The 25,048-nt window shown below is 43.5% G+C and carries 18 protein-coding genes and 2 pseudogenes; 14 read left to right on the top strand and 6 right to left on the bottom strand.

Translation table 11 applies throughout. The annotated features are described in order from the left end of the window. Window positions 1-30: 30 nt before the first annotated feature. The 5 genes from HMPREF9007_RS05015 to HMPREF9007_RS05035 are packed head-to-tail and all read right to left on the bottom strand — an operon-like array spanning window position 31 to window position 7,316. Window positions 31-831 (bottom strand): LytTR family DNA-binding domain-containing protein, encoded by an 801-nt coding sequence (locus HMPREF9007_RS05015; RefSeq protein ID WP_008763031.1) that lies wholly within the window; start codon window positions 829-831, stop codon window positions 31-33. After that, window positions 824-1,879 (bottom strand): histidine kinase, encoded by a 1,056-nt coding sequence (locus tag HMPREF9007_RS05020; RefSeq protein ID WP_008763030.1) that lies wholly within the window; start codon window positions 1,877-1,879, stop codon window positions 824-826. The genes HMPREF9007_RS05015 and HMPREF9007_RS05020 overlap by 8 nt, the downstream gene beginning before the upstream one ends. Window positions 1,880-1,895: 16 nt before the next feature. Further along, complete coding sequence (locus HMPREF9007_RS05025; RefSeq protein WP_008763029.1) at window positions 1,896-3,200, bottom strand: TolC family protein; 1,305 nt, start codon at window positions 3,198-3,200, stop codon at window positions 1,896-1,898. A 2-nt stretch (window positions 3,201-3,202) separates the two neighbouring features. After that, window positions 3,203-6,235, bottom strand: coding sequence for an efflux RND transporter permease subunit (locus tag HMPREF9007_RS05030; RefSeq protein ID WP_008763028.1), 3,033 nt, complete (start codon window positions 6,233-6,235; stop codon window positions 3,203-3,205). Window positions 6,236-6,245: 10 nt separating this feature from the next. Continuing rightward, window positions 6,246-7,316 (bottom strand): efflux RND transporter periplasmic adaptor subunit, encoded by a 1,071-nt coding sequence (locus HMPREF9007_RS05035; RefSeq protein WP_032850655.1) that lies wholly within the window; start codon window positions 7,314-7,316, stop codon window positions 6,246-6,248. Between the two features lie 194 nt (window positions 7,317-7,510). Here HMPREF9007_RS05035 and HMPREF9007_RS05040 point away from each other — a divergent pair, with 194 nt between their 5' ends. The 14 genes and pseudogenes from HMPREF9007_RS05040 to HMPREF9007_RS05105 all read left to right on the top strand — a co-directional run bounded on the left by HMPREF9007_RS05040 (window position 7,511) and on the right by HMPREF9007_RS05105 (window position 24,605). Further along, the gene (locus HMPREF9007_RS05040) at window positions 7,511-8,812 is read left to right on the top strand and encodes a Na+/H+ antiporter NhaC family protein (RefSeq protein ID WP_008763026.1); all 1,302 of its coding nucleotides are present in this window, start codon (window positions 7,511-7,513) and stop codon (window positions 8,810-8,812) included. A gap of 108 nt (window positions 8,813-8,920) precedes the next feature. Then, complete coding sequence (locus tag HMPREF9007_RS05045) at window positions 8,921-9,475, top strand: 30S ribosomal protein S16 (RefSeq protein ID WP_008763025.1); 555 nt, start codon at window positions 8,921-8,923, stop codon at window positions 9,473-9,475. Window positions 9,476-9,650: 175 nt separating this feature from the next. Next, entirely contained in the window at window positions 9,651-10,646 is a 996-nt protein-coding gene (locus HMPREF9007_RS05050) for a GntR family transcriptional regulator (protein ID WP_008763024.1), read from the top strand. A gap of 66 nt (window positions 10,647-10,712) precedes the next feature. Continuing rightward, a complete protein-coding gene (gene fucI / locus HMPREF9007_RS05055; RefSeq protein WP_008763023.1) occupies window positions 10,713-12,488 on the top strand; it encodes an L-fucose isomerase in 1,776 nt (591 codons plus the stop codon). Between the two features lie 109 nt (window positions 12,489-12,597). Further along, entirely contained in the window at window positions 12,598-13,236 is a 639-nt protein-coding gene (locus tag HMPREF9007_RS05060) for a class II aldolase/adducin family protein (protein WP_008763022.1), read from the top strand. Between the two features lie 15 nt (window positions 13,237-13,251). Next, window positions 13,252-14,681: pseudogene (locus HMPREF9007_RS05065) on the top strand (rhamnulokinase family protein). A gap of 7 nt (window positions 14,682-14,688) precedes the next feature. Then, the gene (locus HMPREF9007_RS05070; RefSeq protein ID WP_008763020.1) at window positions 14,689-15,081 is read left to right on the top strand and encodes an L-rhamnose mutarotase; all 393 of its coding nucleotides are present in this window, start codon (window positions 14,689-14,691) and stop codon (window positions 15,079-15,081) included. Between the two features lie 17 nt (window positions 15,082-15,098). Next, window positions 15,099-16,415, top strand: a complete 1,317-nt coding sequence (fucP, locus tag HMPREF9007_RS05075; protein WP_008763019.1) for an L-fucose:H+ symporter permease — start codon at window positions 15,099-15,101, stop codon at window positions 16,413-16,415. A 186-nt stretch (window positions 16,416-16,601) separates the two neighbouring features. Further along, on the top strand, window positions 16,602-17,153 hold the full coding sequence (locus tag HMPREF9007_RS05080) for an RNA polymerase sigma-70 factor (protein WP_008763018.1): 552 nt from the start codon (window positions 16,602-16,604) through the stop codon (window positions 17,151-17,153). Between the two features lie 59 nt (window positions 17,154-17,212). Beyond that, complete coding sequence (locus tag HMPREF9007_RS05085; protein WP_008763017.1) at window positions 17,213-18,199, top strand: FecR family protein; 987 nt, start codon at window positions 17,213-17,215, stop codon at window positions 18,197-18,199. A gap of 197 nt (window positions 18,200-18,396) precedes the next feature. Further along, a pseudogene (locus HMPREF9007_RS05090) lies at window positions 18,397-21,730 on the top strand (TonB-dependent receptor). A gap of 13 nt (window positions 21,731-21,743) precedes the next feature. After that, window positions 21,744-23,339, top strand: a complete 1,596-nt coding sequence (locus HMPREF9007_RS05095; protein ID WP_008763016.1) for a RagB/SusD family nutrient uptake outer membrane protein — start codon at window positions 21,744-21,746, stop codon at window positions 23,337-23,339. 102 nt (window positions 23,340-23,441) lie between these two features. After that, the gene (locus HMPREF9007_RS05100) at window positions 23,442-24,347 is read left to right on the top strand and encodes a glycoside hydrolase family 18 (RefSeq protein ID WP_277754700.1); all 906 of its coding nucleotides are present in this window, start codon (window positions 23,442-23,444) and stop codon (window positions 24,345-24,347) included. A gap of 18 nt (window positions 24,348-24,365) precedes the next feature. Beyond that, window positions 24,366-24,605 carry a hypothetical protein gene (locus tag HMPREF9007_RS05105; protein WP_008763014.1) on the top strand — a complete coding sequence of 80 codons (240 nt, stop codon included), beginning with the start codon at window positions 24,366-24,368 and terminating at the stop codon, window positions 24,603-24,605. A 51-nt stretch (window positions 24,606-24,656) separates the two neighbouring features. Here HMPREF9007_RS05105 and HMPREF9007_RS05110 read toward each other — a convergent pair. Then, the coding region (locus tag HMPREF9007_RS05110; protein ID WP_277754699.1) for a transposase at window positions 24,657-25,048 on the bottom strand (392 nt) is incomplete at its 5' end.

Here is a 25,048-nt window from a genome sequence, read left to right as displayed (position 1 = left end):
TCAATTCCCTTTTGGAAGATAACAAAACAGCTAATAATTCAGCCACATTCTGAATGAAGCCATCTTGTCTTTACTTATCATTATCTTATCTTTGAAAGGTGGTTGTACATGAACGATTGCCTTTCCTAAGAAATAGGATTCAATACGCTGAATGGCATCAATACAGACTAATGTCTGACGATTCGTCCGGAAAAAGTGATCCGGATCGAGTTGTTCACTCAATCGGTCTAGTGTCAGATCAATGAGATACTCACGATTCTTATGGGTTACGGCAAAGGTGAGCTTATTTTCCGAATAAAAGTAAGCGATATCACTCACCTGTAAGGTGAATAGTTTCTCGCCACTAGAAATAAGGAAACGAGTACGATACTTTTTCTGCACAGAGACAGAGGTCTCCTGCGCAGCAGAAAGTTGCTGCAATATTTCCAGCATCCGGCTTTCCTGATTGAAATCATGGATGTAGTTCTTTGTCAATCCTTCAAAACGTTGAATGGTCTGCATCAGGCGGTCTTCATGAATCGGCTTCAAAAGATAGTCAATGCTATTCACTGAGAAAGCACGCACAGCATATTCGTCATAAGCAGTAGTAAATACAATCATACTCTCCGGATGCGCCTGTTCTATAAAAAGAAAAGAATTGCCATCCGTTAGCTGAATATCCAGAAACAGGATATCCGGATGAGGATGCTGCCCGAACCACTCTACTGCCTCTTCAATATTACCGGGCAATAACTGTACCTCCCAATCGGGACGAAGAGACAATAACGTATCCCTCAGCAGACGGGCTGCCGGAATTTCATCTTCTATGATGGCTGCTTTTATCTTATTCATAGAGCAAAGGTATTTTTACGGTAAACTCTTTCCGGTCATTTTCTACCACAATGTCACGGTTGCACAACAACATATATCGGGCAGAAAGGTTCTTAAGTCCCATTCCGGAAGTTACCACTGTTTTTTTAGTTTGTATCCGGTTTCTGACGATCAGTTCCCGTTCCTTTTCCATATAAAGAAGTTCGATAGTCATCGGTTTTCCCCTATGAATGACATTATGTTTGATTACATTCTCCGCTAACAATTGAATAGTAAGCGGAGGCAACTGAGCCTCCATACAAGTCTTCGGAATACGGTTGTCAATATGAATGCAATCGCCCAAACGAACCCTATGCAGAAAAATATAAGAGTTCAGAAAATCCATTTCCTCTCGCAGTGTTGTCAGCCTTTGATTCTGACACTGAAGAATATAGCGATACACATCCGAAAGATGCTGGGTGAACAATTCCGCATTAGCCGGATTGTAGCGAATCTCAGAAATCAAGGTATTCAGACTGTTAAACAAGAAATGAGGATTCAACTGATTCTGTAGAGCTGTATAGCGTGCCGTATTATTCTCTTTTTGCAAGGCAGCCGCTTTCTGTTGTAATCTTAACGTATTACGCATGGAACGATTGGCCAGCAACAATCCAAGGATGACGAGCTCTACCAGCCATACAGTTATAAGAATCCGCCAGCCTCCGTTGGGAAACGTAAACGGATAAGAAGCTCCTGCCAACAACTTGGCAGTTACCATTAAACCGTAGTTCAGCAAAAGAAACATCCCCATTACGATAATATAGACTGAAACCAGCTTCCAACGCCGATGCAGATTCAACGCATACTGATTATCAATCCATGAACTCAGCCTGATGGTAGTATATCCCAGCACATTAAAAGCCAGTATGAAGAACCCCAGTGTACTGACTGAATGTAGCATATCGGCAACCCGATCAGAGAAGGTTGCATAATTTATCAGTAACAGGAAAGAGAATATACCCAATCCTGAAAACAGCGCTATATACAATAAGGTGTTCAACTTTACATTCATACAGTTGGCTCTTTTCATACAAAGTTAGTGCTTTTTATCGACAATCATATCCGTGGAGCGCTTTTATTAACTCCGAATAGTATCCTTGTGCCGCAGCTTTGGCTTGTACATAATTCACCTGCGATGTCTGCCGATAGGTTTGCGCGTCAATCACTTCCACCACTGACACTTTTCCTTCATTATAACGTTCTATTGCTTTCGCTTCATTCTCTTCTGCCTTCGCCAGTGAACTTTCGCTCAAACGAACCCGTTCCATTGCTTGTGACAGCGCTTTACGTGCCACTCCTATTTCCAGTTCGACCTGATCCATCACCTTATTCAGATTATCCTCTGCCATACCTACCCGAAAGGAGGAAGCACGCTTCTCACTTTTACGCTTCCCCCACTCAAAAATAGGTACTGAGACTTTTGCATAAACAGCATAATTGGGATCCAGATCTTTCTTGAAATTATATCCGGGAGAAGAGTAACTCCCGTCTATTCCCACATAAAACTGAGGTTTGAACTGCGAATCATTCAACTTTTTCGTACTCTCGGCCATACGAATCCGGTCATAAGCCATCTGAATTTCAGGACGTGCCATACCGGTAGACAACCATGTAGAATCATCGACAACCACCACCGGTATCTGTGAATCCAGTTCCGTATGATGTTCCAGCCGGACACCAATCATAGAATTCAATGCCATCCGCCCTGTTTCAAAATTACTTTGCGCCTGGAGCAACTGGTACTCCGCTTCGTTCAGTTTTACTTCCGCCATCAGTAAATCCTGCGGATCAACCAGCCCCACCTCTACCCTTTCTTTAATTGTTTTAACCAAAGCGGCTATTGAGTTACAAAAATCTTCGGCAACAGTCACAATCTCCTGCCGGGCTACGGCACTCCAGTATTGAATATCCGTTTGATAGCAAACAGCATCATTCAATGCCTTTGCCTGATTGGCAGCAAATGATTGCTGATGTTGTGCCATACGGATGGATTCCAGTACTCGTCCGCCTGTATAGACCGGTTGCAGAATGGAAAGAGAACCACCATAGTTCAGTTGTTTCCCTTCCACTGTTCTTGATAATCCTAAAGAAGGGACATCCAGAGTCAATTCCAACGGATTCTCCGTATACTGAAAGTTGGCTGTTCCGGAAAGTTTCGGTTTCAAATCTGCCCGTGCCGATTTTTCCACTTCCATACTGGCAGCTATATTCTTCTCAGCCGCTTTCAAGTCGTGATTGTAATCCAATGCCATAGTCCGGTACTTTTCAAGAAGAGGACTTTGCTGGGCTAAAGCAGACAAAGACCCTAAAGCAAAACCACATAACAACAAGCTATATATCCTTATTTTCATCTTTATTTTCCTTTTACTTTATAAAACATTGAATATAATGCAGGCGTGACAAACAAGGTCAATCCCGTGGCAAACGTCAGTCCGAAAATAATAGTCGCAGCCATTCCGCCGAAAGCGACATCAAACAATAGCGGGACCATACCGAAGATGGTAGTGGTTGCCGCCATCAATACCGGACGGGTTCGGGAAACCGTAGCCTCAACAATAGAGGTATACAGATCAATTCCACTACGATGCTGCACATTGATTTCATCAATCAGTACAATCACATTCTTGATGATCATTCCAAGCAACCCCAGCCAACCGGCTATCGGAAAGAAACCGAAGTCAAAACCGGTCAAGAGCATCCCCACCGCAATACCTATCAAAGACAAAGGCAAGACACAAAGAATAATAATCGGTTCACGGAAATTACCGAACAGCCCTACCAGGATAACCACTAATGCAAGGAATGCCAATGGGAAATATTTAGCAATGGCCTGCATCGCCTCACCCTGATCTTTATACTGGGCATCCCAAAAGAAAGTATATCCTTCAGGAAGCTGGATGTTCTCTATTTCTTTCCGGATTTCTCCATGTACTTCCGCCATCGTATGCCCCGGTTTCACGCCACACATTGCAGCCATTGACAGCTGACGGTTATAAGTTCTCACCTGGGGAAACTCCCAGGTCGTCTCTATCCGTTCTGTTACCTGCGAAAGCGGAGCCGACCTTTCTCCATTCCATATCGAAAAGTCTCCTAAAGAATGGGTGTCCGCTATATCCACATTACCCGATTTCAAAAGAACAGGAACTTTTTTCTCATTATCCCGATAGACACCGACAGGCAAACCATCATTAATTGATTTTACCGATTCCATCATCGAAGCTTTTGTAATCCCTAATGCTCCGGCCTTCACCGGATCATATACCGGACGGATAACCATCGACATATTCCCCCATTCGTTCCGGGCATCCGCAACTTTAGGATTTTGTCGCATAATCTCAATGGCCTGCCCTACCAGAGAATCAAGTACAGCAGGGTCCGGTCCGAGGAAACGAGCCTCGATCACCGCTTCCGTTAACGGACTTAGCTCGAATTTATTTACTTTAATCAACGGTTCGGGAAACTTCAACGAAACAGAGTCCTGCAAACGGGCATGCAGCTGACGGGAAAGTTTCGAAGTCTTGCATTTCACCAAAATTTGTGCATAGTTGGATTGAGGTCCAAAGGAAACGTTTGACAAGTAATAACGCGGCGGAGTCCGTCCTACATAAGTAGATACCATTTCCGTTTCTTCCTGTCCGCGGATATACTCTGCCATATCCATCACCATCTTATCTGTTTCTTCAATCCGTGTCCCTTCGGGCAGCCACATATCCAATGTAAAATACTGCTTATCCAATGCGGGGACAAAGACCTTCGGAATGAACTTGAAACTCCATGCCGACAATACCAGCATAATGACCATACACCCAATCGTTGCATACCGGTGACGAATCACCCATCTCAATGCAGAACGAAATTTATCATAATACTTGCCTGCAAAAAGAGCCGCCTTAAGTTCGTTGGGTCTTGGCCGACGGACAAACTCCTGAATAAAGAAAGGAGTCTGCGTCAGCGCAAAGACCCAACTGAACATCAGCGAAACGCCGATAACTACAACTAAGGATGACAATAACTCGCCGGTAATATGCGGCGAATAATATATAGGTAAAAAAGTTAGAATCGCAATGACTGTCGCCGCCAATAAGGGCAACGAAGTTGAAGAACAAGCCCGCAATATGGCTACCCGTTTCCGCATTCCCCGCTGCATATTGACCAATGCCGAATCGGAGACCACAATGGCATTATCTACCAACATTCCCATAGCAATGATAATGGCAGCAAGTGACATACGTTGCAAGGCAATTCCTTGTGAAAGCATCACAATCAAAGTCGCAAAGATGGAAAACACCAATCCGCTGCCAATCAGAATACCATTCTTGAATCCTATAAAAAACAACAGAATAGCTACTACCGTTACAACAGATATAATCAGGTTCAGAATAAATCCCTGATTGGCCACTGCCGATTCATAACCCTGATCATAAATCGTCTGCAGCTCAAAACCTTCGGGCATGGTCTCTACAAAATGGTCAATCTCCTGTTTTACCGCCTCTGCCATATCGACAACATTTCCTGTGGGTATCGTAGAAATAGCAATACCTACCGCAGGTTTCCCGTCAATCCGCATTTTGTTACTTGGAGGCGTCTGATAACTCTCTTCAATCTCTGCAATATCAGCCAGCCGGAAATGCTCTCCTGTACGTGATACGATAGTCATATTCCGAATATCATCCAGAGAATAAAAATTACCGGTAGATTCAATCCGTATTCTGTTTACGCCGGCATCAATTCCTCCGGCATCCACTACCCTGTTCTGTGCATCGAAGGCACGTGAAATATCCGTAGTCGTGATTCCACTCCGTGCCATAACGGAAGGATTAAGAATGACGTCAATCGTTGGAGACTGTACACCATAAATCTCCACTTTTGCCACATCCTTCACCCTGAGCAGTACATTCTTGATAAGCTTCGCCTGATTTTCCAGTTCCCGATATGAATATCCTTCACCCGTCAGACCATAGAAAACACCCAGCACATCACCGAAATCATCATTCACCACTGAAGGACCGGCTCCTGCAGGAAGTTTCGACTGTACATCATTGACCTTCCGACGAAGTTTATCCCACAACTGCTGCATCTCATCCGCCCGGATTTCTTTCTTTACATACACCGTGATCTTGGATAAGCCTGCCCGATTTTCAGTTTTCAGATAATATAATTCGCCTAATGACTGTATCGATTCCTCCAATACATCCGTCACCTGAGATTGTACTTCGGAAGGGGAAGCACCCGGATATGGAGTCATCACCAATGCTTGCTTAATAGTAAACGGGGCATCTTCCAGTTTTCCCATCTTGATATAAGAAAACAATCCTCCTCCCAGCACTAATATCAACAGCAGAACAGTCACCGACTTCTTCTGCAAGAAATATTTTACCAACTTCATATTCTTCTACTTACTTTTGAGCGGCAACCGTCCTTTTTTCTTTCTGAGAAATGATATCGACAGGCATTCCGTCCGAAAGAAAACGTAATTTGCTTACCGCAACTTTATCTCCTGCCTGCAATCCGCCTTTCACTTCTACTTTTCCATTGGAAAGCAATTCGCCTAAAACGACTTTTCTCTTCACGACTTGTCCTGTCGTTTGATCCACCATCCATACATAGTCTCCTTCAGTGGGACGATGATTAAGGGCCGTTTGCGGAACAGTCACCATAGGAACAGATGATGTAGCAGGAAGGTCCAACAACATTTTTCCTGAGATACCGGCTGGCCATTCTCCTTGTTTGTTGGGCAGCAATGCCGTCATCAGGAAAGAAAGATTATTGCGCGTCGTACTCTTTGAAACCTCTATCACTTTAGCCGGATATACTGCTTCGGGACGAACATCAAAACGAATACCCACTTCCTTGATTTCCTTCGCTTGAAATGCGATCTCCTGAGTAACATACGCTTCTATCTTCAACTGAGTGATATCGATAAAAGAGACGACAGACTGAGTCGCTTTCACATCCTGATATTTTTCAATGTAGACTTCCCCTATATATCCGTCAAAAGGAGCAATAAGTTTCGTATCTTCAAGTTCATTTACAGCTGTTTCATAAGCAGTTTTGGCAGAAGTATAGTCTGCACGTGCTTTTTCATAGGCACTGGCGGACAGGTTGTTTTTCTCATACAACACTTTGATTCGCTCAAATTCTGCTTTTGCCTGATGATAAACAGCTTCCGCACGTTCCTTACGAATACGAAAATCACGGGAATCGATTTCAGCTATGATATCTCCCCGATGATAGTAATTACCCGCATATACTTCGAAACGGTCAATCGGTCCGCCCACCCGAAAAGAGAGTTCGGTGTCCTTGAATGGTTTGGCAATAAATGAAAATTCACGTTCGGCAGAAGGAACCAGTATTTCCACTTCCGCCACTTTTACCCGTACAGGCTCGTTTGTTTTCTTCTCACCCTTACTACACGATGTGAGCAGGCAAAGACAAAAAATACACAATGAAAAATTAGTCGTTGTCATTCTATTCTACATTAGTTACGTTGTCAACGGCACGAAAGTAGCGGAAAGAAGAAAAAAGAACGGGAATTTAATTTCCGAAGCGGAAAAAGAAAAGATGAAACGGAAAAAGAAAAGATGAAAATCTGAGCCTTTTATCGTACTTATGTGTTTCCTTACTATCTTTGCAGTTCGAATATATACCACAATATCAATTTATGACTGAAGAAAAAATACATAAAGAACGTCATGGCAGCTGGTGGGCATTGAGTCCGTTACTCATCTTTCTCTGCCTTTATCTGGTAACTTCCATTCTTGTTAATGACTTTTATAAAGTACCCATCACTGTGGCTTTCCTCGTGTCTTCCTGTTACGCAATTGCCATTACGCGAGGATTGAAGCTCGACCAGCGTATCTACCAGTTCTCCGTAGGAGCCGCCAACAAGAATATCCTTCTGATGATATGGATATTCATCCTTGCCGGAGCTTTCGCACAAAGCGCCAAGCAGATGGGAGCTATTGATGCAACCGTCAATCTGACACTGCATATCCTCCCTGATAATCTGCTATTGGCCGGGATATTCATTGCCGCCTGTTTTATCTCATTATCCATCGGAACCAGCGTAGGGACAATTGTAGCCCTTACTCCCGTTGCTGTCGGCCTGGCCGAAAAGACAGAAATCGCCCTTCCGTTTATGGTAGCAGTCGTTGTCGGAGGTTCTTTCTTTGGAGATAACCTGTCGTTTATATCCGATACGACCATTGCCTCAACCAAAACTCAGGAATGCGTGATGCGTGATAAGTTTCGGGTAAATTCTATGATTGTGGTTCCGGCAGCGATTATCGTACTGGGAATCTACATTTTTCAAGGACTATCCATCACTGCGCCCGCACAAGTACAGACTATTGAATGGATAAAAGTCATACCTTATATAATAGTACTGGGAACAGCCATTGCCGGAATGAACGTGATGCTGGTATTAATAATTGGTATCCTGACCAGCGGTATCATCGGCATAGCTACCGGAAGTTTTGGCGTATTCGATTGGTTTGGGGCAATGGGTACGGGTATCACAGGCATGGGTGAATTGATCATTATCACATTACTGGCAGGCGGTATGCTCGAAACAATCCGTTATAACGGAGGTATTGATTTCATCATCAAAAGACTGACCCGTCATGTCAACAGCAAGCGTGGTGCGGAACTGAGCATCGCCGCTCTGGTAAGTATCGCCAACCTATGCACTGCCAACAATACGATTGCCATCATCACCACAGGATCTATTGCAAAGGATATTGCAAAGAGATTCCATCTCGACCGGAGAAAAACAGCCAGTATTCTGGATACATTCTCCTGTCTGATACAAGGCATCATACCCTATGGAGCACAAATGCTGATTGCTGCAGGGTTAGCCAACATCTCTCCTATCAGTATCATCGGCAATCTCTATTATCCGTTTACGATGGGGATCTGTGCCCTGCTCGCTATCCTGTTCCGATATCCGAGGAGGTATTCATAAGAAAAAGAAAGGAAATATTTGTCAATCAAAAGAAAAGCTGTATCTTTGCGCCCGCTATTACGAGTTAGTAGCATAATTCAAATCATTAATTAAAAACAATTATTAAAAATGGCAACTAGAATCAGATTGCAAAGACACGGACGTAAAAGTTACGCGTTTTATTCAATTGTAATTGCAGACAGCAGAGCACCACGTGATGGTAAATTTATTGAGAAGATTGGTACTTACAACCCGAACACCAATCCTGCTACAGTAGATTTGAATTTCGACGCTGCATTGGCATGGGTACTGAAAGGTGCACAACCAAGTGACACTGTACGTAATATCCTTTCTCGTGAAGGTGTTTACATGAAGAAACATCTTCTTGGCGGTGTTGCAAAAGGCGCATTCGGAGAAGCAGAAGCAGAAGCTAAATTCGAAGCTTGGAAGAACAACAAACAGTCAGGTCTGGCTGCTTTGAAAGCTAAACAAGACGAAGAAAAGAAAGCTGAAGCTAAAGCACGTCTGGAAGCAGAAAAGAAGATCAACGAAGTGAAAGCAAAAGCACTCGCTGAAAAGAAAGCTGCTGAAGCTGCTGAAAAAGCTGCTGCTGAAGCACCTGCAGAAGAAGCAACTGAAGCTCCGGCTGAAGAAGCTGCTGCAACAGAAGCTGCTGCTGAATAAATTTCGGCAGGTTCCTAACAAGACATTTGGAAAAAGCTATAAATCCTCTTCGGTTCGCCGAAGGGGATTTTTTTATTTCCTGCTATAGAACATATTAAAATAGTTCTCTACTTCTGAATAAATTTCTTTTCTTTGCAACAGCATAGCTCAGCACAGTCATTTATCTTATAACAGTATGAGACGAACTGATAAAAAGAAAACATTCGGTCAACAGTCCAGCAAAGTTACGCAATTAGCGGATACATTAAGCCAGGCGATTTCCATGAAAAAATTTCGTGAAGGAGATTCTTTGCCTTCCATCAATCAGTTAAGTGCAGAATATGGAGTATCACGCGATACCGTTTTCAAGGCCTTTCTTGATTTGCGCGAACGGGGACTGATCGATTCCACTCCGGGAAAAGGATATTATGTAACCAGTCAGGTGACCAATGTCCTGCTCCTGCTCGACCAGTACACTCCTTTTAAAGAAGCCCTTTACAATAGTTTCGTCAAACATCTGCCTATTAATTACAAAGTAGACTTGCTGTTTCATCAATATAATGAACGGCTTTTCAATACCATTATCCGCGAATCTGTCGGAAAATATAATAAATACATAGTGATGAATTTCGATAATGAGAAATTCAGTATGGTTCTCAATAAGATTCATCCAACAAAATTATTGCTTCTTGACTTCGGTAAATTCGAGAAAGAAAAGTATTCTTATATCTGTCAGGATTTTGATGAAGCTTTCTATCAGGCATTACTCATGCTGAAGGAGAAACTACGGCACTACCCACAACTTGTTCTGTTATTCTCTAAAAATCTGAAGCATCCCCAAAGCAGTAAAGAGTATTTTACCCGTTTTTGTGAGGAACAAGGATTTTTATGCGAAATTCAGGAAGATATCGAGAATCTGACCGTACGCAAAGGAGTAGTCTACATAGCCATCAAGCAACAAGATGTAGTGAAGGTTGTGAAACAAGGAAGACTGGAAGGACTGAAATGCGGAAGAGATTTCGGTCTGTTGGCATACAATGATATTCCTTCCTACGAAGTGATCGACGAAGGAATTACTTCATTGAGTATTGATTGGGAGATGATGGGAAATGAAGCGGCAAACTTTGTCCTGAACAATGTCCCGATACAAAAGTACCTGCCTACTGAAGTAAGACTCCGAAAGTCCCTGTAATTTTTTTGCTGTATTGACAGCACAGTTCAGCACAGAATTCAATCACCAAATAAAAATTTAGAAACCATGAAAAAGTATCCGAAAATCGGGATTCGTCCCACTATCGACGGTCGCCAGGGCGGCGTTCGTGAAAGCCTTGAAGAAAAGACTATGAATCTTGCCAAAGCAGTAGCCGAGTTAATCAGCAGCAACCTGAAGAACGGTGACGGAAGTCCTGTAGAATGTGTTATTGCAGACAATACTATCGGACGTGTAGCCGAAAGCGCTGCTTGCGCAGAGAAATTCGAAAGAGAAGGCGTTGGGTCCACTATCACTGTTACCTCCTGCTGGTGCTATGGTGCGGAGACAATGGATATGAATCCTCATTACCCGAAAGCTGTCTGGGGCTTCAACGGAACCGAGCGTCCGGGAGCAGTATACCTTGCAGCCGTATTGGCAGGACACGCACAAAAAGGACTCCCTGCATTCGGTATTTACGGACGCGATGTGCAAGACCTCGACGATAATACAATTCCTGAAGACGTAGCGGAAAAAATTCTTCGTTTTGCACGTGCCGCACAGGCAGTAGCAACGATGAGAGGCAAATCTTATCTGTCAATGGGTAGTGTATCAATGGGTATCGCCGGCTCTATTGTCAACCCCGACTTCTTCCAGGAATATCTGGGAATGCGCAATGAGTCAATTGACCTGACGGAAATCATCCGCCGCATGGAAGAAGGTATCTATGACCACGAAGAATATGCCAAAGCAATGGCATGGACTGAAAAATACTGCAAAGTAAATGAAGGAGAAGACTTCAAGAACCGCCCGGAGAAACGCAAAAACCGCGAACAAAAAGATGCTGACTGGGAATTTGTCGTGAAGATGATGATCATCATGCGTGACCTGATGACCGGAAACCCGAAACTGAAAGAAATGGGATTCAAGGAAGAAGCTTTGGGACACAATGCTATCGCTGCCGGCTTCCAGGGACAACGCCAATGGACAGACTTTTATCCTAACGGTGACTATCCGGAAGCATTGCTCAACACTTCTTTCGACTGGAACGGTATTCGTGAAGCATTCGTAGTGGCTACCGAAAACGATGCTTGTAACGGTGTAGCAATGCTGTTCGGACACTTGCTGACCAATCGTGCACAAATATTCTCTGATGTACGTACGTATTGGAGCCCTGAAGCCGTGAAACGTGTAACCGGTAAAGAACTGACCGGCTTGGCAGCCAACGGTATCATCCACCTGATCAACTCCGGTGCAACAACACTCGACGGTTCCGGCCAGTCATTAGACGCAGAAGGAAATCCTGTCATGAAAGAACCATGGAATCTGACTGATGCAGACGTAGAAAACTGCCTCAAAGCAACGACCTGGTATCCGGCAGACCGCGATTACTTCCGTGGCGGCGGCTTCTCGTCCAACTTTCTTTCAAAAGGTGGAATGCCTGTTACTATGATGCGTCTGAACCTGATCAAAGGCTTGGGCCCTGTCCTGCAAATCGCAGAAGGATGGACCGTTGAGATTGATCCGGAAATCCATCAGAAACTGAATATGCGTACCGACCCGACATGGCCGACTACGTGGTTCGTTCCTCGTCTGTGTGATAAATCCGCTTTCAAGGATGTATATTCTGTAATGAACAACTGGGGCGCTAACCACGGAGCCATCAGCTACGGTCACATCGGACAAGCCCTGATTACGCTTGCCTCTATGCTTCGTATCCCTGTTTGCATGCACAATGTAGATGAAAACGAAATTTTCCGTCCGGCTGCATGGAACGCATTTGGTATGGACAAAGAAGGAGCAGATTACAGAGCTTGTACAACTTACGGTCCTATCTATAAATAAACAAGAATCTTTCGTCCTATTTGATTTAATAATTTAACTTTGCCGTATCATAGTGGAAGCAGTCTTCAAACACAAGCTTCCACTATATGACGGCTTAAATAAAAACACTATGATAACTGACGAACACATCGAACTGTTTCTGGCACAGGCACACCGCTACGGAGACGCAAAATTAATGCTTTGCAGCAGCGGTAATCTTTCCTGGAGAATCGGAGAAGAAGCACTGATTTCGGGTACAGGTTCATGGGTCCCTACCCTTGCCAAAGAAAAAGTTTCTATCTGTAATATAGCCAGCGGTACACCGACGAATGGCGTAAAACCATCTATGGAAAGCACATTCCATCTTGGCGTTCTCCGCGAACGGCCGGATGTAAATGTAGTACTCCATTTCCAGTCGGAATATGCCACTGCCATCTCTTGCATGAAAAACAAACCGACAAATTTCAACGTAACGGCAGAAATACCTTGTCATGTCGGGTCGGAAATTCCCGTGATTCCTTACTACCGGCCGGGATCTCCCGAATTAGCCAAAGCAGTAGTAGAAGCAATGCTGAAACATAATTCCGTCTTACTGACCAATCACGGACAAGTAGTATGCGGAAAAGACTTCGACCAAGTTTACGAACGGGCTACCTTCTTCGAAATGGCTTGCCGCATCATAGTTCAGTCCGGCGGTGATTACTCCGTACTGACACCGGAAGAAATAGAAGACCTGGAAATATACGTATTAGGAAAGAAAACCAAATAAGTATCCGGGAATACCATGAAAGATACCACAAGAAACACATATTTAGCAGTAGACTTTGGAGGAGGAAGCGGTCGGGTCATCGCCGGCTCCCTTCTCCAGGGAAGCTGGAATTAGAAGAAATACACCGCTTTACCAACCGGCAGGTTAAACTCGGGAATCATGTTTACTGGGACTTTCCCGCCCTGTTCGAAGATATGAAAACCGGACTGAAACTTGCTGCACAAAAGGGATATCATGTCAAAGGAATCGGCATAGATACATGGGGAGTAGACTTCGGCCTGATTGACAAAAAAGGAAATTTACTGGGCAACCCTGTCTGCTATCGGGATGCCCGAACAGACGGAATGCCGGACAAGGTATTTCAAATACTGGATGCACAAAAGCATTACGCCTGCACAGGCATACAAGTAATGCCTATCAATACGCTGTTTCAGCTTTACAGCATGCAACAGAATCAGGATGTACTGCTAGAAGTTGCACAGCGGCTTCTCTTTATGCCCGACCTCTTCAGCTATTACCTGACGGGAGTAGCCAATAATGAATATTGCATAGCTTCCACCTCCGAACTGCTCGATGCACACCAACGAAACTGGTCGATGGATACCATCCGTACTTTGGGACTCCCCGAACACTTATTCGGAGAAATTATTCTGCCGGGAACTGTCAGAGGAACACTTAAAGAAGAGATAGGCCGTGAAACAGGATTAGGCACCGTCGACATTATCGCTGTCGGCTCGCATGACACAGCCAGTGCCGTTGCTGCCGTTCCGGCAACTGAAGGTCAAGTAGCCTTTCTCAGTTCCGGCACCTGGTCATTGTTGGGAGTCGAAGTGGATGAACCCATATTGACGGAAGAAGCGAGACTGGCTCGATTTACCAATGAAGGAGGCGTAGGCGGTCACATCCGATTCTTGCAAAACATTACCGGACTGTGGATTCTGCAACGCTTGATGAGCGAATGGAAGCTACGTGGCGAAGAACAAAGTTATGATACGATTCTTCCGCAAGCTGCGGACGCAGAAATTGACACGATTATTCCCGTGGACGATGCAGAGTTCATGAACCCCGAAAATATGGAAACAGCCCTTCTGAACTACTGCCGGAATCATTCACTTAAAGTTCCCGGAAACAAGGCAGAAATGGTCAAATGCGTACTACAGTCACTGACCTCCAAATATCGTGAGGCGGTAGCACAGCTCAATCGTTGTCTCCCCTCTCCGATTCACCGGCTAAACATTATCGGAGGAGGCTCACAAAATAAACTGCTCAACCAACTTACTGCCAACGCACTCGGCATCCCTGTTTATGCCGGACCGGTAGAAGCCACAGCAATGGGGAATATCCTGACTCAGGCAATGGCGAAAGGAGAAATATCCAGCCTCCGGGAAATCAGAGAAATAGTAAGCCGCAGTGTTACACCACAAGTATATTACCCTGAAAAATAAGAAAGATATGGAAACACCTCAAACTGGCTATCAAGTAAAAACCTACAACGTCCCTGTCAAGCGATATTGCCAGACTCTTGATCTACGGGATTCACCGGAGTTAATAGCTGAATATCGGAAAAGACACAGCCAGGCAGAAGTTTGGCCCGAAATCCTTGCAGGAATCCATGAAGTTGGTATCCTTGAGATGGAAATTTACATTCTCGGCACCCGTTTGTTCATGATCGTCGAAGCACCCGTCGACTTTGACTGGGACACAGCCATGGCACGTCTGAACACTCTCCCCCGGCAACAAGAATGGGAAGAATACATGTCCATCCTCCAGCAGGCCGCTCCGGGAATGAGTTCCGCTGAGAAATGGAGACCCATGGAGAGAATGTTCCATTTATATAATACCTAAAATAACAAGAAATTACCATGAAACACACTAAGCAGTCTATTATCTCAAAGGATGGCGTCAGCTATCTTATTCCATTCATACTTATTACCTCCTGCTTTGCACTGTGGGGATTTGCGAACGATATTACCAACCCGATGGTAAAGGCATTCTCCAAAATTTTCCGGATGAGCGCTACCGACGGGGCACTGGTTCAGGTAGCCTTTTACGGTGGATATTTTGCCATGGCTTTCCCTGCCGCCATGTTCATCCGCAAATTCTCTTATAAAGCCGGAGTATTGTTAGGACTCGGCCTGTATGCTTTCGGAGCCTTCCTATTCTTTCCCGCCAAGATGACAGGAGAGTATTACCCGTTTCTGATCGCTTACTTTATTCTGACCTGCGGACTCTCCTTTCTGGAAACCAGTTGCAACCCCTATATACTTTCTATGGGAACGGAAGAGACAGCTACAAGACGTCTGAACCTCGCCCAGTCTTTCAATCCAATGGGATCGCTGCTCGGAATGTACGTGGCGATGCAATTTATTCAGGCTAAACTGCACCCGATGGGCACTGATGAACGCGCTTTACTGAACGACAGTGAGTTTCAAGCCATCAAGGAAAGCGATCTTGCCGTATTGATAGCTCCTTATCTCACTATCGGACTCGTTATTCTGGCGATGCTGCTTCTGATACGATTTGTAAAAATGCCCAAGAATGGAGATCAGAATCACAAAATAGATTTCTTTCCTACGCTAAAACGTATTTTCACCCAGACACGCTATCGGGAAGGTGTAATAGCACAATTCTTCTATGTGGGTGTTCAGATTATGTGCTGGACCTTTATCATTCAGTATGGTACACGCCTGTTTATGTCGCCGGAATATGGCATGGATGAAAAAAGTGCGGAAGTTCTGTCCCAGCAATACAATATCGTAGCGATGGTTATTTTCTGTATCAGCCGCTTTATCTGTACTTTCATTCTGCGCTATCTCAATGCAGGGAAGTTGCTCATGATCCTTGCCATCTTCGGAGGCATTTTCACATTAGGAACGATCTTCCTTCAGAATATCTTCGGACTGTATTGTCTGGTAGCAGTTTCCGCCTGTATGTCTTTGATGTTCCCTACCATTTACGGAATTGCATTGAAAGGTATGGGAGACGATGCCAAGTTCGGGGCAGCCGGTCTGATTATGGCCATTTTGGGAGGTTCCATACTTCCTCCCTTGCAAGCAAGCATTATTGACATGAAAGAGATAGCTTCCATGCCGGCTGTCAATGTATCATTCATTTTGCCATTCATTTGTTTCCTGGTAATCATCGGTTATGGCTACCGTACAGTGAAAAGGAACTGGTAAAAACTAACTTTAAGATAGTGACACTATCCTGTTGCGATAGTGTCAGCATCCCACTCATATAGTGACACTATCCGGACCGGATGGTGTCACTATCTTTTTTCTTTTTTATAAACTATTCCTTTTTTCTTCGTATCTTAATTTAATTTGTTTACATTTGTCTTTCGATTTCAATAATCTGTTAACCCGATGACCCCAGATCAAGACGAAAGACTTTTAGCGCAACAATTCGAAACAATATTCACGAAGTATTATTCAGTAGTGAAATATTTCGCCCTAATGCTGCTTAAATCCGAAGAAGACGCGAAGGATATTACCCAAGATGTTTTCACTAAACTATGGACTAAGCCTGAATTATGGGCAGAAGTTCCTAATCCGACTCCTTATATCTATACTCTTACTAAAAGTACAACTCTCAATTTTATCAAACACAAAAAAGTAGAATTGGCTTATCAGGAGAAAATTATAGAAAAAACTCTCATCGACGAACTTTTCCAATCAGAAGATACACTCAACCCCATCTATTATAAAGAGGCGCAACTAATCATCAAATTAGTTCTCGAACGTCTCCCGGAACAACGTAGAATGATTTTCGAAATGAGTCGTTTCAAGCATATGAGCAATCTTGAAATAGCCGAAAAACTAAATATTTCGAGACGAACAGTGGAACATCATATCTACTTAACTCTGCTTGAAATGAAAAAAATCATCTTTTTTGCATTTTTTCTGCTACTCCCTTAAGTAAGCTGCCTTAGTTAATTGAAGTATTAATATAACAGTTATAACATTAATACCTCAATATGAAGAATTACTTTCAGAAAATAATAACATTATTCACCGGAAATGACTATCCGGAATCTACCCAGCAAGATTTCTACAAGTGGCTGGTAGATGAAGAGCATACTTCCGAAAAAGACGAAGCATTACAAAAATTATGGGATGAGGCTCATAAACGGGGAACCGCAACCGATATGCAGGAGTCTTATGAACTTTTGAAAAAGAATGCCGGAATACCTCCCATACAACGAAAAAGAACAATCCGACCGATTCGTATGTGGCAGGCTGTCGCTGCGGTTTTCTTTATAGTGGCCGCATCTTCGGTTTACCTTTCTACCATCGGTAAAGATGCAGAAGAGAACCTTATTCAACAATATATTCCTACTGCTGAAATAAGGACTCTCACTTTACCCGATGGAACTCAGGTACAGCTGAACTCACAAAGTACACTTTTATATCCGCAAAACTTTACCGGGAAAAACCGTAGCGTATTTTTAATCGGCGAAGCCAACTTTAAAGTCAAACCGGATAAGAAACATCCGTTCATCGTCAAATCCAATGATTTTCAGGTGACAGCTTTGGGTACGGAGTTCAACATTTCAGCTTATCCGGAAAATCCGGTGTTGGCAGCCACATTGATTTCAGGAAGCGTATTGGTAGAATACAATGATTTAAAATCGCAGGTGATTCTAAAACCGAATAAGCAGTTGGCTTATAACAAAAATACTCATTACCATAGTCTGGACCATCCGGATATGAAAGAAGTTACCGCCTGGCAACGTGGAGAACTTGTGTTCAGAGAAATGTCCGTCAAAGATATCATCACAATCCTTGAACGTAAATATCCTTATACATTCGAGTATCAGCTCAAAACGCTGAAAGACGACAGATACAGTTTCAGGTTTAAAGACCAGGCACCACTATCTGAGGTAATGGATGTGATAGTAAATGTAGTAGGTCAAATGGACTATAAGATAAAAGGAGACCGCTGTTACTTAATCCCCAAGTAACGGGTATCATCCCAAAAGAAAAACAGTAAAAAAACAACAATATAATAACCTTTTTAACCACTAAAGACTCATGCAAAAAAGTATCCGGAACGGAGCCCTAACTCTATCCCGGATATGAAATCAAGATTCTCAATATTAGAGTTTTACTCTATTCAATTACCGTGAAATAATTTAGTTAATAACCTAATACTAAGAAAATGCTACAAATTTATGAATTTATAGTAGATCAAACCGCAAAGGGAAGAAGTTTTTTACTTTTTTTCTGTTTGTTGATGATGCAAACACCCTCCTTTGCACAAAATAGTGCCAAAATCACGATTCAGAAGAAAAATATATCTGTTATCGAGGCACTTAAGGAAATAGAAAAACAATCCGATTATTCTGTCGGATACAATGATTCGCAACTGAAAAACAAGCCTGTTTTAAATCTTGACCTAAAAGCAGCGACACTTGAATATGCCCTTTCGCAAATCCTTCGGGGAAGTGGATTTACTTATCAGTTCAAAGATAAGTATATCATGATTATTCCCGACAAGAAACTTAAAGAAACTCCTACAAAAAAAGTAAGTGGAATAGTAATCGATGAAAATAATGAGCCACTGATCGGAGTGAATATTAAAGTAGAAGGAAGCTCTGAAGGTGCAATCACCGACATTGATGGTAATTTCAATATAATGGCTCCTCAAGGCAGCACATTAAGCTTCACTTACGTAGGATATACACCTCAAACTGTAAAAATAACAGATAAGAATATCTACGAAATAAGATTGGCAAGTGATACTAAACAACTGAACGAAGTGGTAGTCACCGCTTTAGGTATCAAACGCGAACAAAAAGCGTTAAGTTACAATGTACAACAAGTCAAGAGCGATCAATTGACTACAATCAAAGACGCCAACTTCGTCAACAGCTTGAGTGGCAAGGTAGCAGGTGTCATTATCAATAGCAGTTCTTCCGGTGTCGGCGGTGCCAGCAAAGTAGTGATGCGCGGTACAAAATCCATCGAAAAGAGTAATAATGCACTTTATGTAATCGACGGTATACCTATGTATAACTTCGGAGGTGGTGGCAGCACAGAATTTGGTTCAAAAAGGAGAGACGGAAAGTATTGCCGACCTCAATCCGGATGACATCGAAAGTCTGTCCGTTCTTACGGGAGCAGCCGCAGCCGCCCTTTATGGTAGCAATGCTGCAAATGGAGCTATTATTGTCACTACAAAAAAAGGGAAAATAGGGAAATTACAGGCCAGTGTTTCTACCGGCATCGACTGGTTGAAACCATTCGTAATGCCTAAGTTTCAAAACCGTTACGGGACAGGAAGTAACGGTAAATCTGACGGTTCCACCGTATGGAGCTGGGGACCGAAGATGGGAAACAGTCCTGGCTACGCCCCCAACGACTTTCTAAAAACAGGAGCTGTTTACAACAATTCAGTCACTTTATCCACCGGTACGGAAAAGAACCAGACTTTCTTCTCTGCCGCTGCGCTGAACTCCGACGGAATGATTCCCAACAATAGGTATAACAGATATAATTTTACTTTCCGCAACACTACAAGTTTCCTCAATGACAAGATGAAACTAGACGTAGGAGCCAGCTACATCCTGCAAAACGACCGTAATATGACTAATCAGGGACAGTATTCCAATCCTTTAGTTCCTGCTTACCTTTATCCGCGTGGTGATAATTTCTCTACAGTCAAGGTCTTTGAACGCTACAACGAAGCTCGCAAAATCAACGAACAGTTCTGGCCATCGGGCGAAGGTGACCTCCGCATGCAAAATCCTTATTGGATAGCCTATCGTAATCTACGTGAAAACAGTAAAAAACGTTATATGCTCTCTGCAGGATTAACTTACGACGTACTCGACTGGCTAAGTTTATCAGGACGCATCCGCATAGATAATTCAAACAACACGTATGAACAAAAATACTATGCAAGTACCATCACTACACTTACCGAAGGTAGCGAACAAGGATACTACGGTATAGAAAAGAGTGGAAACAGCCAGACGTACGCTGACTTTCTTGTAAATATTAACAAGAGAGTGGGCGACTTCACTATCGTAGCCAATATTGGTACATCATTAAGCGACAACAGCTATGATATGCTAGGCTACAACGGTCCGATACAGGAAAAAGGAATACCTAATGTATTTAACGTATTTGACCTTGATAACACAAAGAAACGCGCCACACAAGAAGGATGGGAAGAAATGACCCAATCCATATTTGCAAGTGCGGAAGTGGGATGGAAGAGTATGCTCTATCTTACTTTAACAGGACGTAACGACTGGGCTTCACAATTACTGGGTTCGTCACAAACCTCTTTCTTCTATCCCTCCGTCGGACTTTCCGGCGTGATCAGCGAAATGGTCAAGCTCCCCGAATGGATTGATTATTTGAAAGTACGCGGATCATTCAGTTCCGTAGGTATGCCCTACCCTCGATTCCTGACTATCCCAACTTATAAATATGATACCACGATATTAGGATGGCTACCCAAAACACATTATCCTATCGGTAAGCTTTATCCGGAACGTACGGATTCATGGGAAGCCGGCTTAGACGCCACTTTCTTCAAAGACCTTCGCCTAAGTGCTTCATTCTACTATGCCAATACTTATAACCAAACCTTCGACCCCAAAATATCCGCTTCCTTCGGATACTCCAAATTCTACGTTCAAACAGGTTACGTTCGCAATATGGGTATGGAAGGAATGTTGAGCTACGGACACCGCTGGAATGAATTTGGCTGGAATAGCAATTTTACTTTCTCATGGAATAAAAACAAGATTATTGAATTAGTAAAAGACTTCCATCACCCCGAGACAGGCAAGATACTCAATATACCCGAACTTGAAATGAATGGCTTGGGCTATTCACGTTTCATCTTGAAAGAAGGCGGAACTTTGGGCGACCTCTACTCTAAAGCCGACCTTGTGCGTAATGACAAAGGTTATATCGAGATGGATGCCAATGGCGCTCTAGCCAAAGATGCCAACGTAGAACCTATCAAATTGGGAAGTGTGTTACCTAAAGCCAACTTTGCTTTCAGTAACGAGTTCACATACAAAGGTGTTTCTGCCGGCTTCCTGCTTTCCTGCCGGTTGGGAGGTATCGTTTATTCTGCCACGCAAGCAGCTCTCGACCAATACGGAGTATCTGAAGCCAGTGCAAAAGCCCGCGACGCAGGTGGTGTAGTTATCAACGGACGCACTATGATCAATGCCCAGCAATGGTACGAGACAATTGGTAGTTCCAGCGGACTCCCGCAATACTATACTTACAGCGCGACTAATATTCGCCTGCAAGAAGCACATATCGGATATACTATTCCCCGCCGTTGGTTGAAAAACATATGTGATATCAACGTGTCTTTGGTAGGACGTAATCTCTGGATGATTTATTGCAAAGCACCTTTCGATCCCGAATCAGTCGCTACTACCAGCAACTATTATCAAGGGATAGATTACTTCATGATGCCGAGCACCCGCAACATCGGGTTTAATGTTAAGTTTAACTTCTAAAACCATGAAATTTATGAAAAACCTGCGATATATGCTGATAGCAGCATGTTCAGCCTGCCTGCTTCTACCTTTGGGAAGTTGCATGGATACGGACATGAACCGTAATAAATACGAAGTGGACAGCGAAGAAATCGGCCGTGAAAACTACGACCTCGGCTCCACTATCAGAGGCCTGCAAGGCTTAGTAATACCTGCACAAGAGCATCTTTACCAATTCATGGAAGCCATGTGTGGTGGTTCTTATGCAGGATATTTCGGTGAAACACGTACCGGATGGCTGGAGAAATACTCTACCTATAATCCTAAAACCGACTGGTTGAAGGCACCATTTACAGATGTTATATCAGAAACATATCCTAAATATTATGCAGTTTTACAACATGAAGATGCCCCTGTAGCCCTTGCATTAGCCAAACTGCTACGAGTAACTATCATGCAACGCGTAACGGACATTTACGGTCCTATCCCTTATAGCAAAGTGCTTGTATCCGGAGAAGGTTCTGAAAGCGATGGACTGAATGCGGCTTACGATTCACAGAAAGATGTCTACATGCGTATGTTTCAAGAACTTGAAGAAGCCGATCAGGCACTTGAAGACAACATGACAGAAGGCAATAGCGGATTTGAAAAGCTGGATGATGTCTACTACGGAAAACTACAACAATGGCGCCTTTTTCTCCATTCACTACAACTACGCATGGCTATGCGCCTATGCTACACCGATATGGCTGCCGAAGCCCAAAGCATTGCCGAGAAAGCCGTAACGGCAGGAGTGATCGAAAAGAACGACGACAATGCCTTATTCCATGTAGCAGAAAATCGCTCAGCACTCTGCTTCAACGATTGGAAAGACTATCGTGTAGGAGCCGATATCATCTGTTACATGAATGGTTATGCAGACCCACGTCGGGATAAATATTTTACCAAGGTGAAGAATAACGACCAGGAAGGTTATTACGGCATGCGTATCGGCATAAATTCACCATTTTCTGATGACGACATGATAACATCGTACTCCAATCGTTTGATGACCGCCAGCGATCCTTATGTATGGATGACTGCCTCCGAAGTAGCATTCCTGCGAGCCGAAGGAGCATTACGCAAATGGAATATGGGCGGTGAAGCCAAAGATTTCTACGAAACAGGGGTTAAGCTTTCTTTTGAAGAACATGGAGCCAGCGGAGCGGAAGACTACCTGAATTCAATAGCCTCTCCAAGTGGCTATACTGACCCGCTAGGTTCGTATAGCACAGGTAGCCCCGCCAACATTACAGTAAAATGGAATGAAATGGGAGAACAGGCATTCGAAGAGAATTTGGAACGTATCATTACCCAAAAGTGGATTGCACTATTCCCCAACGGCATTGAATCATGGAGTGAACACAGGCGTACCGGATATCCCAAATTATTGCCTGTTGTCGTGAACAAAGGCCGCAATGTTAGTACCGAAGCCGGCATGCGCCGACTCATGTATCCCAACGAAGAATACACCCAGAATTCTTTCCACCTTAACAATGCCATTAATGTATTGATAAAGGAAAGTAGTAATAATCAGGGGGGAGATACCGGTGGTACCCATGTATGGTGGGATCGTAAAGCAAACAAGTAAGAATCTTTAAAAACTAAGATAATATGAAAAATAAAAACCTTATATTCAGTTTCCTTACCGTCGTCACTCTCACGATTGGTGCAGGCTGTCTATGGATATCGTGTGACGATTGGGACCGAAACGGAACAGGTGGACTACGGAGTAACTACCCCCGATGGTCAGAACCCTGAACTATATGCCCGTTACACACAAGCTGTTCGCAACTATAAAAGTCGCAAACACTATGCCGTATGTGTACGCTTCGACAATGGACATAGCGGAGACGGAGAAAAAGACTTTCTTCGTTCGATGCCGGATAGCATTGATGCCGTCATTCTGGAAAATGCGGTAACACTTAATTCAGCCGATCTGGAAGACATTCCTGTATTGCAGACTAATTTTGCAACAAAGATTCTTTTTAGTTTCAACCTGACCAGTATCAAAGAGAATGCAGAAAGTTCGGGACAAGAAATCAAAACACTTCTGACTCCCGCTTTAGAACAAATGGTATCCGCCATTAACGACAATGGACTTGACGGAGCCTCAATCTCCTACACCGGTGACATCGGACTTGGTAATAACGCAGCAGTCAATGCAAGTATAGCCGAGATGCGTCAGTTACTGCTTGACAAGATTACACCGTTAGCAAAAAATGGAAAAATCTTTTTTCTGGAAAGTAATCCACTTTTTATTCCCGAAGCGAACCGGGATGTATTCACCCGCTACGTACTCAATACTACTTCCTCTAAAAATGCCAGCCAGTTACGTCTTCTGATTAATGAAGCTATCTATTATGCAGGTATTCCCTCGGACAAGCTGCTCATTACCGGCGATCCGGAGCTAATGACTACGGACAATAATGACGGGCTTGTCTCACAAGTGCCTTTCTTCGCCATACAGGTAATAGACTGCGGGCCTATCGGCGGCTTAATGATACAGAATGTCGCTGCAGATTATTCGCATGCTAACATCACCTATAAGGAGACACGTGGTGCCATACAGACTTTAAACCCTTCACCTTTAAAATAAACACAGGAGGAATCTAAGATGAAAAAGCAAAAAATACAATTCGCAATTTTCATGTTGTTACTTGCTGTCACTGCTTGCGACAATGCCGATTATAGTAAAAGTGCTCCCTTCGACAACGGTGTCTATTTAAGTGTAGCCGAAAGTAAAACGTCGGAGACTATGACATTCAACAAAACGATTATTCAGCGCGAAAAGAGCTTCACAGCCCGGCTGGCATATCCTGCTGGTACTGATGTTACGGGGCTGTGTCAAAACTAAGGCACATCCCCTTCTTTTTTTAATATAAAATAGTCATTCCTCTTTTTTTGTCTATGCGACTATTTTTTCAGTAATTAGGTAATAAGGCTTAATATTCGTCGTATTTTGAGTCACACGTGGTCTGATAAAGATAAATATAGTGTGTGCACTCCTTCTCTTTCCTGCTTTTAGTAGTTTTGTACACATCTTTTTGATATTAAAAGCTATAGCAAAGAAGGCAAAGTCCATTGTAACCTTGTCTTCTCCCACATGCCGGAACCTTTTGTATGCCATGTTGTGTTTCATTTGTCCAAAAACTGCTTCCGGTTCTATACATCGCCTTCCCCTATGCCTGATGCCTTCTTCCGAGAGTAACCTTTCCCGTGCCTGCCGTTTGTATTGGTTTAACCGGTGGTTGACTTCTATCATACGGTTCCCCCGAGCTTTAAAGCAACTGCCACACA

It is taken from the genome of Bacteroides sp. 1_1_14 (genome assembly GCF_000162515.1).
GTDB classification, from domain to species: Bacteria; Bacteroidota; Bacteroidia; order Bacteroidales; family Bacteroidaceae; genus Bacteroides; species Bacteroides thetaiotaomicron.
The sequence above is the reverse complement of the archived record's forward strand: the minus strand, read 5'-3'. Positions and strand labels throughout refer to the sequence as shown.

What these genes read in the sequence shown, in the direction of transcription:
- HMPREF9007_RS05015 (WP_008763031.1), bottom strand. Translation starts at nt 831, where the DNA reads ATGAATAAGATAAAAGCAGCCATCATAGAAGATGAAATTCCGGCAGCC.
- HMPREF9007_RS05020 (WP_008763030.1), bottom strand. Translation starts at nt 1,879, where the DNA reads ATGAAAAGAGCCAACTGTATGAATGTAAAGTTGAACACCTTATTGTAT.
- HMPREF9007_RS05025 (WP_008763029.1), bottom strand. Translation starts at nt 3,200, where the DNA reads ATGAAAATAAGGATATATAGCTTGTTGTTATGTGGTTTTGCTTTAGGG.
- HMPREF9007_RS05030 (WP_008763028.1), bottom strand. Translation starts at nt 6,235, where the DNA reads ATGAAGTTGGTAAAATATTTCTTGCAGAAGAAGTCGGTGACTGTTCTG.
- HMPREF9007_RS05035 (WP_032850655.1), bottom strand. Translation starts at nt 7,316, where the DNA reads ATGACAACGACTAATTTTTCATTGTGTATTTTTTGTCTTTGCCTGCTC.
- HMPREF9007_RS05040 (WP_008763026.1), top strand. Translation starts at nt 7,511, where the DNA reads ATGACTGAAGAAAAAATACATAAAGAACGTCATGGCAGCTGGTGGGCA.
- HMPREF9007_RS05045 (WP_008763025.1), top strand. Translation starts at nt 8,921, where the DNA reads ATGGCAACTAGAATCAGATTGCAAAGACACGGACGTAAAAGTTACGCG.
- HMPREF9007_RS05050 (WP_008763024.1), top strand. Translation starts at nt 9,651, where the DNA reads ATGAGACGAACTGATAAAAAGAAAACATTCGGTCAACAGTCCAGCAAA.
- fucI (WP_008763023.1), top strand. Translation starts at nt 10,713, where the DNA reads ATGAAAAAGTATCCGAAAATCGGGATTCGTCCCACTATCGACGGTCGC.
- HMPREF9007_RS05060 (WP_008763022.1), top strand. Translation starts at nt 12,598, where the DNA reads ATGATAACTGACGAACACATCGAACTGTTTCTGGCACAGGCACACCGC.
- HMPREF9007_RS05070 (WP_008763020.1), top strand. Translation starts at nt 14,689, where the DNA reads ATGGAAACACCTCAAACTGGCTATCAAGTAAAAACCTACAACGTCCCT.
- fucP (WP_008763019.1), top strand. Translation starts at nt 15,099, where the DNA reads ATGAAACACACTAAGCAGTCTATTATCTCAAAGGATGGCGTCAGCTAT.
- HMPREF9007_RS05080 (WP_008763018.1), top strand. Translation starts at nt 16,602, where the DNA reads ATGACCCCAGATCAAGACGAAAGACTTTTAGCGCAACAATTCGAAACA.
- HMPREF9007_RS05085 (WP_008763017.1), top strand. Translation starts at nt 17,213, where the DNA reads ATGAAGAATTACTTTCAGAAAATAATAACATTATTCACCGGAAATGAC.
- HMPREF9007_RS05095 (WP_008763016.1), top strand. Translation starts at nt 21,744, where the DNA reads ATGAAAAACCTGCGATATATGCTGATAGCAGCATGTTCAGCCTGCCTG.
- HMPREF9007_RS05105 (WP_008763014.1), top strand. Translation starts at nt 24,366, where the DNA reads ATGAAAAAGCAAAAAATACAATTCGCAATTTTCATGTTGTTACTTGCT.